The sequence below is a fragment of the Rhodococcus spelaei genome, from assembly GCF_006704125.1.
Classification (GTDB): domain Bacteria; phylum Actinomycetota; class Actinomycetes; order Mycobacteriales; family Mycobacteriaceae; genus Rhodococcus_G; species Rhodococcus_G spelaei.
The window spans coordinates 282,258-296,381 of the sequence record NZ_VIGH01000005.1; the positions used below are offsets into that span (position 1 = coordinate 282,258).

At 68.9% G+C, this 14,124-nt stretch carries 1 protein-coding gene (cut by a window edge); it reads left to right on the forward strand.

Annotated features, from left to right (window positions below):
* Nucleotides 1-14,124 carry the start of a non-ribosomal peptide synthase/polyketide synthase gene (locus tag FK531_RS13480; protein WP_142100103.1) on the forward strand. The gene runs 18,651 nt beyond the window's last position, so only the first 14,124 of its 32,775 coding nucleotides appear in the window; the start codon lies at nucleotides 1-3; its stop codon lies off the right edge, out of view.

Sequence of the window (14,124 nt, forward strand, 5' to 3'; positions counted from 1 at the left end):
TTGAAGCCGACTGCGTTCGACGGACTCGACGGCACGAACCGCGTCACGCACGGTGACGCGAACGAGGCCTTCCCGCTCTCACATGCGCAGCTCGGCATGTGGTACGCCCAGCACGTCGACCCCGAAGTGCCGATCAACATCGCCCAGTACGTCGATCTCCGCGGTCCGCTGGACGTCGATCTCCTCGACGAGGCCAGCCTGACCGGTTCACGGGAGTTCGGCACCGGCTTCCTTCGCCTCGTCGAGGTCGACGGCACTCCGTACCAGGTCATCGACCTGTCCATCGAGGACCACGTCGGGTACGAGGACTTCCGCGGTCACGCGGACCCCGAGGCGGCCGCGCACGAGTGGATGCGCGCCGAGTTCGGAGCCCCGCTCGACCTGCTCGAGGACCGCCTGATCTGCGCCACCCTGCTGCACATCGAGGACGAGCGGTACTTCTGGTACTCGCGGGTCCACCACATCGCGCTCGACGGCTTCGGCGCAATGGCGTACATGATGCGAGTGTCCGAGCTGTACTCGGCGCTGCTGGAGGGGCGGGAGCCCGCACCGTCGAAGGCCTGCAGTCTGCGCAGCCTGAACGAGGCAGACCTCGCCTACCGGGAGAGCTCCCGGTTCGCTTCCGACCGCGAGTACTGGGCCGAGCGGATCGCGGGCATGGAGGAGGGCAGCAGCCTAAGCGGACGCACGGCGCCGCCGGCCGTCGTCAACGGGGTGGCCAGCGCAGCACTGTCCGACGAAGCCAATGGTCTCCTGACTTCTGCTGTGGCAAAACATGATTCATCGCCCGCGGGCATGCTCATCGCGGCCTTCGCCGGATACCTGGCACAGTTGACGGACTCCGAGGACGTGATCCTGAGTCTCCCGGTCACCGCGCGCACCACCGCCCCGATGCGCCAGTCCGGCGGAATGCTCTCCAACGTGGTGCCGCTCCGGTTGCACGTCGGCGCGGACACCACGGTCGCCGACCTGCTCAAGTCCGTCCAGGTCGCGGTTGCCGGCGCACTGCGGCACCAGCGGTACCGGCACGAGGACATCCGTCGCGATGCGTCGTCGACCGCGATGGCGCGTGACCTGCTCGGACCCCTCGTCAACATCATGCTCTTCCACAACGAGATCACGCTCGGGCCGGTCCTCGGCGAGTTCAACATTTTGTCGACCGGCACCGTCGAGGACCTGGCGGTGAACTTCTACCAGAGTGTCGCCGGGACACGCACGCACGTCGACTTCGAGACCAATCCGAATCTGTACACGCAGGACCAGGCGCACCAGCACCACTCCCGGTTCCTGGACTACTTCGAGCGCTTCCTCTCCGCCGGTGAGTCCGAGCAGGTGTGGCGGCTCGGCGCCGTCTCGGACGGCGAGTTGGCGACCCTGCTGACCGACTGGAACGACACGGCGCACGACGCGCTGGACGGCACGTTGGTGTCGGTGTTCGGGTCGCAGGTCGCCCGGACCCCGGATTCGGTCGCCCTGTCGTTCGACGGCGAGTCGTTGAGCTACTCGGAGTTCGACGAGCGGGTGAATCGTCTTGCACGGCATCTGATTTCGCTGGGAGTGGGTCCCGAGTCCCTGGTGGCTCTCGGGATGCGGCGATCGTTGGACCTGCTGGTCGGCGTGTACGCGGTGCTGGCGGCCGGCGGCGCCTACGTGCCGATCGACCCCGATCAGCCCGCCGAGCGGGTGGGGCACATTCTCGACACGGCCGCCCCGGCCTGCGTGCTGTCCACCTCGCGTGACGGACTCGAGGTGCCGGGGGAGAGGTCTGTCCTGTTCGTGGACACCCTCGATCTGTCCGGCTATCCGTCCGCAGCGATCGCCGATGCGGAGCGGGTGTCCGGGCTGTCGGCGGACAACACGGCGTACGTCATCTTCACATCGGGCTCGACGGGTCGGCCGAAGGGCGTCGCCGTCAGTCACCGCGCGATCGTCAACCGGCTGGACTGGATGCAGGCGGAGTACGAACTCGGCGTGGACGACGTCGTGTTGCAGAAGACGCCGGTGACGTTCGACGTGTCGGTGTGGGAGTTGTTCTGGCCGTTGCAGGTTGGTGCGCGACTGGCCATCGCGGTGCCTGACGGGCATCGTGACCCGGCGTATCTGGCGCAGGTGATGGCGGAGGAGTCCGTGACGACGGCGCACTTCGTGCCGTCGATGCTGGCGGTCTTCGCGGTGGAACCGACCGCGGCGCAGGCGTCGTCGCTGCGCCAGGTGTTCGCCTCGGGTGAGGCGCTGCCCGCGGACACGGCTGCGCGCCTGCGCGAAGTGCTGCCACAGGTGCGGTTGCACAACCTGTACGGACCGACGGAAGCCGCGGTCGACGTCACGTTCCACGAGGTCACCGAGGCCGACACCGCCGCCGTGCCGATCGGCGCGCCGGTGTGGAACACCCAGGTGTTCGTGCTCGATTCTCGATTGCGGCCGGTGCCGGTCGGCGTCGAGGGCGAGTTGTACCTGGCCGGTGTTCAGTTGGCTCGCGGGTACGTCGGACGCAGTGACCTGACAGCGGACCGGTTCGTGGCGAACCCGTTCTCCGACACCGGTGAGCGGATGTACCGCACGGGCGACCTGGTGTCCTGGAACTCGTCCGGCGAGCTCGAGTACGTCGGGCGCACCGACTTCCAGGTGAAGCTGCGCGGTTTGCGAATCGAGCTCGGTGAGATCGAGACCGCGCTGCTCGGCCTCGCCGAGGTCGCGCAGTCCGTGGTGGTGGTGCGGTCCGATCCCCAGGCCGGCGAGCACTTGATCGCGTACGTGGTCCCCGCGCCGGGCGCCGTCGTGGAGCCAGACGAGGCCCGCGGCGCGGTGATGCGATCACTACCCGCGTACATGGTTCCCGCCGCAGTGGTGGTCCTCGAGCAGTTCCCGCTCAACGCCTCCGGCAAGCTCGACCGCAAGGCACTGCCGGTTCCGACGCTGGCGGCCAACCGCGACACTGTCTTCCGTGCGCCGCGCAGCCTGTCCGAAGAGCTGGTGGCCGGCATCATCGCCGACGTCCTCGGACTCGACCGAGTCGGTGCCGACGACAGCTTCTTCGAACTCGGCGGCAACTCCCTGATCGCCAACCAGGTGGTCTCGCGCATCGGTGCGGCGTTCGGCACCCGGATCGGCGTCCGGATGCTGTTCGAGGCTCCGACCGTTGCCGGTCTCGCGGCACGGATCGAATCGCTCTCCGGTGCAGTTGATTCCGGCCCCGCGCTGGTCGCCCGCCCGCGACCGGCCATCGTGCCGCTCTCGCTGGCTCAGCAGCGAATGTGGTTCCTCAACCAGTTCGACCAGTCGGCGGCCACCTACAACCTCCCCTTCGTGGTGCGGCTCGCCGGGCAGGTGGACGGGGAGTCGTTGGCGGCGGCGCTGACCGACGTCCTCGAACGGCACGAGTCGCTGCGCACCGTGTTCCCCGACTCCGCGAACGGTCCCCGGCAGGTTGTCGTTCCGGTCGACGAGATCGACCTGGTGGACGCGGCCGAACCGATTGCCGAGCAGGATCTCGCCCAGCGTCTGGCCGAGTTCGCCGGCGGCGGGTTCGACGTCACGACGCAGATTCCGATCCGCATCCGCGTGTTCGAGGTCACCGCGACGACGGACCGCCCCGAGGTCGCCGTGGCGATGGTGGTGCACCACATCGCGGCGGACGGAATCTCCCTCGCCGTGCTCGCCCGCGACGTCATGGCGGCCTACACGGCCCGGGTCGAAGGCATCGCGCCGCTGTGGCAGCCGCTGGCAGTCCAGTACGCGGACTACACCCTCTGGCAGCGTGAACTCCTCGGCTCCGAGGACGACCGTGATTCGTTGTCCACCAAGCAGATCGACTTCTGGCGGGCGACTCTGGCGGGCCTTCCCGATCAGCTGGACCTGCCGACGGACCGTCCGCGTCCGGCGATCCAGTCGTTCGACGGCGGCCGCCTGGGCTTCGAGATTCCGGCGCGAACCTACGAGGCGCTCGTCGGCTTCGCCCGTTCTCGGGGTGTCACTCCATTCATGGTGACGCATGCGGCGCTGACGGTGCTGCTGTCGCGTCTGAGTGGCGCGTCGGACATCGCGGTGGGCACCGTCGTCGCCGGTCGCGGTGAGCAGGCCCTGGACCACCTCATCGGCATGTTCGTCAACACCCTGGTGCTGCGCACCGAGGTGGACCCGAACGCCTCGTTCGCCGATCTGGTGGCGCAGGTGCGCGACAGCGATCTCGCCGCGTTCGGGCACGCCGACGTCCCGTTCGAGCGGCTGGTCCAGGTGCTCAACCCGGCCAGGTCGACCGCCCGGCATCCCCTCTTCCAGGTGGTGCTGTCCTTCGAGAACATGGATCGCGCCGAGCTCGAGCTGCCGGGCCTGACGGTCGCCGCCGACGAGGTCCGGGTCGACGTGTCCAAGTTCGACCTGCAGCTGACCATCTCGGATCGGCCTTTCGTCGCCGGCGCGGGCCAGGGTGTGGCGGCTGAGTTCGTCTACGCGAAGGACCTTTTCGCCGAATCGACGGTGAGCGACTTCGCGGAGCGGTTCATCCGAATTGTCGACGCCGTCGTCACCGATCCGGGTGCGCCGGTGGGTGACGTCGAGATCCTCACCTCCGCCGAACGCGCGGACCTCTCCGGACGTTGGGGTGGGGTCCTGCCCTGCGTGCCGTCGGAGCTGCCCGCGCCGCGGACGATGGACCAGATCTTCAGCGATGCCGTCTCGGTGGACCCGGATGCCGTCGCCCTGGTGGGCGCCGGCGGTCGGGAAGTGACGTACCGCGAGCTCGACGAGCGTTCCTCTCGTCTCGCACGGGTGCTGATCGCCGAGGGTGCAGGTCCGGAATCTGCTGTTGCCGTGGCGATTCCGAGGTCGATCGAGTCGGTTCTCGCGGTGTGGGCGGTCGCCAAGACCGGTGCCGCATTCGTGCCGATCGACCCCAACTACCCCGCAGAGCGGGTCGCGCACATGGTGTCCGACTGTGGCGCGGTGACCGGCGTGACGCTCGAGGCGTTCGCGGGAGCGCTGCCCGGTCAGCTGGCCTGGCTGGCTCTCGACGCCACCGAGGTCGAGTCGCGGTGCGCCGGGCTCTCGTCCGCCCCGGTGTCCGATACCGACCGGATCTCGCCGCTCCGGCTCGCGAACCCGGCCTACGTCATCTACACCTCGGGCTCGACGGGCCGCCCGAAGGGTGTTGCAGTGACCCACGCCGGTCTCGCGAATGTCGTCCTGCACCAGCAGGTCCACTACCGTCTCGCACCCGGATCACGGTCGCTGCACGTGGCCTCGCCGAGCTTCGACGTCGCGGTCTACGAGGCGTTGATGGCCTTCGGCTCGGCCGCCACCATGGTGATCGTGCCGCCCGGCGTGTTCGGCGGTGTCGAGCTCGCCGACCTGCTTCGCGAACAGCGGGTCACACACGCGATGATCACGCCCGGCGCGCTTGCGACGGTCGACCCGACCGGGCTCGACGAACTCGCCCACCTGATGGTCGCGGGTGAGGCGTGCCCGCCCGAGCTGATGGCGCGGTGGTCGGTGGGCCGCCGGTTCATCAACGCCTACGGTCCGACCGAGTCGACAGTGCTCGCCACCAGCACCGACGTGTTGACGGCAGGAACGGCCATCACGATCGGCGGTCCCGTCGCCGGTATCGGCGCGCTCGTGCTCGACACCAGGCTGCAGCCTGTGCCTGCCGGTGTGGTCGGGGAGTTGTACGTCGTCGGTGCGGGCCTGGCGCGGGCGTACGTGGGGCGTCCCGATATGACGTCCGAGAGGTTCGTGGCGGATCCGTTCGGGGCGCCGGGCCAGCGGATGTACCGGACCGGTGACCTCGCGCGGTGGACGGCGGATCGCGAGATCGAGTACCTCGGCCGGTCCGATTTCCAGGTGAAGGTTCGCGGATTCCGAATCGAACTCGGGGAGATCGACGCGGTGCTCGCGGCGCAGCCCGGGGTCGACTTCGCGGTCACGCTCGGTCATCAGGGCGTCGGCGGTGTCACGGCACTGGTGTCCTACCTGTGCGCGGCAGAGGGCGTCGACCTCGACGTGGCGGTGGTTCGTGCCGCGGCGGCCGACATCCTGCCTGCGCACATGGTGCCCGCGTCGATCATGGTCCTCGACGCGATCCCGTTGACCCCGGTCGGCAAGCTCGACCGAAAGGCATTGCCGGCACCGATTTTCGAGGCACGCGCCTTCCGTGCCCCGTCGACCCGCCTCGAGTCGACGGTTGCCGAGGTGTTCGCCGACGTGCTCGGGCTCGAGCGGGTGGGGCTCGACGACGACTTCTTCGAACTCGGTGGAAACTCGCTGATCGGCACTCAGGTGACCGCGCGGCTGGGAGCAGCTCTCGATACCACCGTCCCGGTGCGAATCCTCTTCGAGGCGCCCACCGTCGCCGCGCTCGCGGCGCGCGTCGAGTCGCACACCGGTGCTCGCCGACCGGCCCTGACCGCAGGTGCACGCCCGGAACGGCTTCCGCTGTCGCTGGCACAGCAGCGCATGTGGTTCCTGAACCGCTTCGATCCGGAGTCGGTGGCATACAACCTGCCGCTCGCGATCGCCATGTCCGGCAATTTGGACGTCGACGCCCTCGAGCGCGCGGTGGCGGACGTGATCGGCCGTCACGAGGCGCTGCGGACGGTGTTCCCGGACGGCGAGTCGGGCGCACATCAGGTCGTGCTCCCTGCCGACGAGGTGGCAATCACCCTCGCCCCCGCCGTGGTGGCGGAGTCGGACCTGCCGGCCGCCCTTGTCGAGTTCTTCTCGACCGGATTCGACGTCACCGCACAGGCACCCGTACGGGTGACGCTGCTCCGGAAGTCAGAGACCGAGTTCGTGCTGGCGATGGTGGTGCACCACATCAGCGCAGACGGTTGGTCGATGGCGCCGCTCGCCCGCGACGTGATGGTCGCATATGCGGCGCGGTCCGAGGGTGCGGCGCCGGCGTGGTCACCGTTGCCGGTGCAGTACGCCGACTACGCACTGTGGCAGCGCGAGTTGCTCGGATCCGAGCAGGACCCGGACTCGGTCGCGGCCGCGCAGCTCGCGCACTGGACTGCGGCGTTGGCAGGGCTGCCGGATCAGCTGGACCTGCCGAGCGACCGGCCGCGACCCGCGGTGGCGTCGTACCGCGGTGCGATGCACCGCTTCGAGATCGGTGCGGACCTGCATGGTGCGCTGGGCGAACTGGCCCGAGCGCAGGGCACCACCGTGTTCATGGTCGTGCACGCGGCGTTGTCGGTGTTGCTCGCGAGGTTGTCGGGCACCTCGGACATCGCGATCGGTACCCCCGTCGCGGGCCGCGGCGAGGCCGCACTCGACGACCTGGTCGGAATGTTCGTCAACACCCTGGTGCTGCGCACCGAGGTGGACACCGCGCGTTCGTTCACCGAGATCCTGTCGCAGACGCGCGAGAACGACCTGAGTGCGTTCGGTAACGCGGACGTGCCGTTCGAACGGCTCGTGGAGGTGCTCAGCCCGGCGCGCTCACAGGCACGGCACCCGCTCTTCCAGGTGGTGCTCTCGCTCCAGAACCAGGCACGCACGGAACTCGAGCTGCCGGGCCTGAGCATTCGCGCGCTCGAGTACGACGAGCAGGTCTCCAAGTTCGACCTGCAGCTGAATCTGACCGAGTCGAAGGGTGATTCGGGTGCAGCCGGTCTTGCTGCGGAGCTGACCTACGCGACGGACCTGTTCGACGCGGAGACGATGCGTGAGTTCGAGCGACGCTTCCTGCGGATTCTCGAGTCCGTCGTCCTCGATCCCGCCGCAGCGGTCGGCGACATCGAACTACTCGAGTCGCGTGAGCTCGAATCCGTTCTGACGCAGTGGAACTCGTCCGGCAATGATGCCGGCGTCGAGCGGACGCTGGTGGAGTGGTTCGGCGCAGTCGCAGCGCGCCGCGCCGACGCGGTCGCGGTGCGGTTCGAGGGTGCGTCGCTGAACTACCGGGAGCTGGACGAGAGGTCGAACCGCCTCGCGCGGGTGTTGATCGATGCCGGGGTCGGGCCGGAGTCGTTGGTGGCGGTGGCCATGCCGCGCTGCGCCGACCTGGTGGTGGCGCTGCTGGCTGTGCTCAAGGCCGGTGGCGGGTACCTGCCGGTCGATCCGACGTATCCGGCGGATCGCATCGAGTACATGCTCACTGACGCGGCGCCGGTCTGTGTGTTGACGTGGACGGGTCGTGAGATCGGTTTGCCTGCCGGTCTTCCCGTGATCGAGTTGGACGCGGTGGACCTGGCTGGTGTGTCGGCTGCGGCGGTCGCCGATGCCGATCGTCTGGCGCCGTTGCGGCCGGGCAACGTCGCGTACGTGATCTACACGTCGGGTTCGACGGGTCGTCCGAAGGGTGTGCAGGTTCCGCATCGGACGGTGGGTCGTCTGATGTCGAACACGGAGCCGCGGTTCGGGTTCGGTGAGTCGGATGTGTGGACGATGTTCCACTCGTACGCGTTCGACTTCTCGGTGTGGGAGCTGTGGGGTCCGCTGCTGTACGGCGGCACGTTGGTGGTGGTGGACTACTTCACCTCGCGGTCGCCGGAGCAGTTCCTGGAGCTGTTGGCGCGGGAGCGGGTGACGGTGCTCAACCAGACGCCGTCGGCGTTCTACCAGTTGGTGGAGGCGGATCGTCAGGCGCCGGCGGAGTTGGCGTTGCGGTTCGTGATCTTCGGTGGTGAGGCGCTGGAGTTGCGTCGTTTGTCGGACTGGTACTCGCGGCACGATGACGCGGCACCGGCTTTGGTGAACATGTACGGCATCACCGAGACGACGGTGCACGTGTCGTACCGCAGGATCGACGCGGCGATGGCGGCGTCGGCCTCGGCCTCGGTGGTCGGTCAGGCGATCGCGGGTCTGCGGGTGTTCGTCCTCGACGAGCGCCTGCGTCCGGTCCCGGTCGGGGTACCGGGTGAGATGTACGTCGCGGGTGTGCAGTTGGCTCGCGGCTACCTGGGTCAGCCGGCGCTGACCGCGGCCCGGTTCGTGGCGAACCCGTTCGACGCGTACGGCTCCGCGCTGTACCGCTCGGGCGATGTGGCCCGGTGGAACCGTGACGGCGAGCTGGAATACCTCGGTCGCGCGGACGACCAGGTGAAGGTGCGTGGATTCCGCATCGAGCTCGGCGAGATCGAAGCGGCTGTGCTGGCGCAGGATTCGGTCGCGCAGGTCGCGGTGATCGTGCGCGAGGACGTGCCGGGTAGCACGCGTCTGGTGGCGTACCTGGTGCCTGCCGACACTGCGGCGGTCAACGTGTCGGCCGTGCGCGACGGCGCCGCAGCACTGCTGCCCGACTACATGGTGCCGTCCGCGTTCGTGGTGCTCGACGAGATCCCGCTGACGGCGAACGGAAAGCTGGATCGTCGGGCGCTGCCGGTGCCGGCCGCGGATGTCCGGGAGTTCCGGGCGCCGTCGACCCCTGCCGAGGAGATCGTGGCGGGCGTGTTCGCCGAGGTGCTCGGGATCGACCGGGTCGGACTCGACGACGACTTCTTCGAGCTGGGCGGCAACTCGCTGATCGCGGCGCAGGTGGTGGCCCGGATCGGTGCCGCGCTCGACGCCAAGGTGCCGGTGCGGACGCTGTTCGAGAGCTCGACTGTTGCCGCAGTGGCGGCGGCAGTGGGCGATCTCGAAGGCGACGGCGGTCGCATCGCGCTGACCGCCGGGCCACGCCCGGAGCGGATTCCGCTGTCGCCGGCGCAGTCACGCATGTGGTTCCTGAACCAGTTCGACACCGCGTCCGCGATGAACAACATTCCGGTCGCGGTGCGGCTGAGCGGTCTGGTGGACATCGCTGCGCTGCGCGGCGCGGTCGCCGACCTGCTCGAGCGCCACGAGGTCCTGCGCACGGTGTACCCGGATACTGCCGACGGTCCGGTTCAGGTGATCGTGCCCGTCTCGCAGGCGATGCCGGACCTGACCCCCGTCACGGTCGACGAGGCCGAGGTGTTCGAGTCGCTGGTCCGCGAGGCCACGACCGGGTTCGACGTGACAGAGCAGGTTCCGTTGCGGGTCACGTTGCTGCAGATCTCGCCCACCGAGTTCGTTCTGGTGTTGGTGGTGCACCACATCAGTGCCGACGGCTGGTCGATGGGCCCGCTGGTTCGGGACGTGATGGCCGCGTACGCGGCGCGGTCCGCGGGTGTGGCGCCGGCGTGGTCGCCGTTGCCGGTGCAGTACGCGGATTACGCACTGTGGCAGCGTGAGGTGCTCGGGTCCGAAGCGGATCCCGACTCGTTGGTGTCGACGCAGTTGCAGCACTGGTCGGACACGCTGGCCGGGTTGCCGGACCAGCTCGACTTGCCGAGTGATCGGCCTCGGCCGGCGGTGGCGTCGTATCGCGGTGCGGCGCACCGCTTCACGCTCGACGTCGATCTGCATCGCGAACTGCGCGGCCTGGCCCGAGCGCAGGGCGCAACCCTGTTCATGGTCGTGCACGCGGCGTTGTCGGTGCTTCTGGCGCGGCTGTCGGGCACCTCGGACATCGCGGTCGGCGCACCGGTTGCCGGGCGGGGCGAGGCCGCACTCGACGACCTCGTCGGCATGTTCGTCGGCACATTGGTGCTGCGCACCCAGGTCGACGCCGGAACCAGCTTCGAGGAGATTCTCGGGCAGACCCGGGCGGTCGACGTCGCGGCCTTCGCGCACATGGACGTGCCGTTCGAGCGGCTCGTGGAGGTGCTCAGTCCGGCGCGTTCGCAGGCGCGGCACCCACTGTTCCAGGTGGCGTTGACCTTCCAGAACATGGACGTGCCGACGCTGGAGCTGCCCGGGTTGACGGTGAGCGGCGTCGAGATCGACGCCCGCGTCGCCAAGTTCGACCTGCAGGTGACGATGGCGGAGACCTTCTCCGACGACGGCTCGCCCGCGGGGATGTCGGCCGAACTCACCTACGCCACCGACCTCTTCGACGATTCGACCATGCAGTCCTTCGCCGACCGATTCGTCCGACTGCTGCATGCGGTGTCGGCCGATCCGATTGCCGCGGTCGGCGACATCGACCTGCTCTCGGGCGGCGAGCGTCGTCATGTGCTCGAGGTCTGGCCGGAGGCGGGTGCGGACGCGGGTGCGGACGCCACGCTCGTCGAGCGGTTCTGCGCCGCGGCCGCGAGCTTCCCCGACCACGTCGCTGTGCGGTTCGGTGACGGCCAGCTGACCTACCGCGAGCTCGACGAGCGCACGAACACGGTGGCGCGCACCCTGATCGCGTCGGGTGTGGGCCCGGAGACCCTGGCGGCCGTCGCGCTTCCGCGGTCGCTGGACCTGGTGGTGGCGCTGCTGGCGGTGCTCAAGGCCGGTGGCGGATACCTGCCCGTGGATCCGACGTATCCGGCAGACCGGATCGAGTACATGCTCACCGACGCGGCACCGGTCTGCGTGGTGACGTGGTCGGGTCGTGAGATCGCTTTGCCTGCCGCGCTTCCCGTGCTCGAGCTGGACGTCGTCGACCTGTCGACGGTGTCGGCCGAGTCGGTCACCGACGCCGACCGGGTGTCGCCGTTGCGGCCCGGCAACGTGGCCTACGTGATCTACACGTCGGGTTCGACCGGTCGCCCGAAGGGCGTGCAGGTTCCGCACCGGACGGTGACCCGTCTGATGTCGAACACGGAGCGACGGTTCGGATTCGACGAGTCCGACGTGTGGACGATGTTCCACTCGTACGCGTTCGACTTCTCGGTGTGGGAGCTGTGGGGTCCGCTGCTGTACGGCGGCACGTTGGTGGTCGTCGACTACTACACGTCGCGGTCGCCGGAGCAGTTCCTGGAACTGCTGGCCCGCGAGCGGGTGACGGTGCTGAACCAGACGCCGTCGGCGTTCTACCAGTTGGTGGAGGCCGACCGGCAGTCGCCCGCGGAGCTGGCTCTGCGGCACGTGGTGTTCGGTGGTGAGGCGCTGGAGCTGCGGCGTCTGAGCGACTGGTACGACCGGCATCCAGACCACGCACCTGCGTTGGTGAACATGTACGGCATCACCGAGACGACGGTGCACGTGTCGTACCGCAAGATCGACGCCGAGACCGCCGCCGCCGCGTCGGCGAGCATCGTCGGCCAGGCGATCGACGGACTGCGGGTGTACGTACTCGACAAGCGTCTGCAGCCCGCGCCGGTGGGCGTGCCCGGTGAGATGTACGTCGCCGGTGTGCAGTTGGCGCGCGGCTACCTGGGCCAGCCGGCACTGACGGCCGGCCGCTTCGTGGCCGATCCGTTCGGGTCGGGGCAGCTCTACCGCTCCGGTGACCTGGCGCGGTGGAACCGCGACGGCGAGCTCGAGTACCTGGGCCGCGCGGACGACCAGGTGAAGGTGCGTGGATTCCGCATCGAGCTCGGCGAGATCGAAGCGGCTGTGCTGGCGCAGGATTCGGTCGCGCAGGTCGCGGTGATCGTGCGCGAGGACGTGCCCGGCAACGCGACGTTGGTCGCCTACGTGGTGCCGAGTGGTCCCGACTTCGAGGTCGGCGTGGTCCGCGACGGTGCCGCCGAGCGGCTGCCCGAGTACATGGTGCCGTCCGCGTTCGTGGTGCTGGGCGAGATCCCGCTGACCGCCAACGGCAAGCTGGACCGGAAGTCGTTGCCGGCACCGGTGATCCAGGCGCGGGAGTACCGCGCCCCGTCGACCCCCGCCGAGGAGATCGTGGCCGGCGTGTTCGCCGAGGTGCTCGGTCTCGACCGGGTCGGACTCGACGACGACTTCTTCGAGCTCGGCGGCAACTCCCTGATCGCGGCGCAGGTGGTGGCCCGGATCGGTGCCGCGCTCGACACCCGCGTCCCGGTGCGGACGCTGTTCGAGGCCTCGACCGTCGCCGATCTCGCGGCCACGGCCGGCACTATCGCCGGCACCGGCGCTCGGCCGGCGTTGGTCGCGCAGGACCGTCCGGAGCAGATTCCGCTGTCGCTGGCGCAGTCGCGGATGTGGTTCCTCAACCGTTTCGACACCAGCTCGAGTGCCTACAACATCCCGATGGGGATCAGGCTCTCGGGTGAGCTCGATCGGGGCGCACTGGAGGCCGCGCTGGCCGACGTGATCGCACGGCACGAGTCGCTACGGACGCTCTACCCGGAGACCGCTGACGGCCCGGTCCAGGTGATCGAGGCGCCCTACGCGGTGACCCGCGACCTGACTCCGGTCCGGGTGAGCGCGGACGAGCTGCCGCAGCACCTGTTCGAGTTCGCGACCGGACCGTTCGACGTCACGGTCGAGGTTCCGCTGAGGGTGCGGCTGTTCCAGCTGGACAGCACCGAGTTCGTTCTTGCGTTCGTGGTGCACCACATCGCCGCAGACGGCTCGTCCATCACGCCGTTCGTCCGCGACGTGATGACTGCCTACGCCGCTCGGCTCTCGGGCGCTACACCCGCGTGGTCGGAGCTGCCCGTGCAGTACGCGGACTACGCGCTGTGGCAGCGTGCGCTGCTCGGTTCGGAGGAGGACCCGACTTCGCTGGCCGGCCAGCAGCTCGACTACTGGCGGCAGGCACTTGCCGGAATTCCGGATCAGCTCGACCTGCCGAGCGATCGTCCCCGTCCCGCGGTGCGTTCCAACCAGGGTGGGCGGGTGGCCTTCGAGCTCGACGCCCGCCTGCACCGCGGGTTGACCCAGGTTGCCCGCAGACAGGGTGCGACGGTGTTCATGGCCACGCACACCGCGCTGGCGCTGCTGCTGGCACGACTGTCCGGCACCGACGACATCGCGGTCGGCACTCCGATCGCCGGTCGCGGCGAGGCCGCGATGGACGACCTGATCGGCATGTTCGTCAACACGTTGGTCTTCCGCACCCACGTCGACGCGGCGAAGTCCTTCGCCGAGCTGGTGTCGGCGGTGCGCGAGTCGGACCTGGCGGCGTTCGGTCACGCCGACGTGCCGTTCGAGCGCCTCGTCGAGGTTCTGAACCCGACCCGGTCGACCGCGCGGCATCCGCTGTTCCAGGTCGGTTTCTCGTTCCAGAACGTGGCCCAGAAGTCTCTCGAACTGCCCGGGCTCACGGTGTCGGCCCTCGAGATCGACAACCAGATCACGCAGTTCGACCTGCAGTTGTTCCTCACCGAGCGCTTCGACTCCGACGGCGCGCCTGCCGGCGTGGACGCGATGTTCCACTACGCGACGGACCTGTTCGACCAGGCCTCGGTCGAGCGGTTCGCCGAGCGCTTCCTGCGCATCGTGGAGACGGCCGTCGCGAATCCGGAT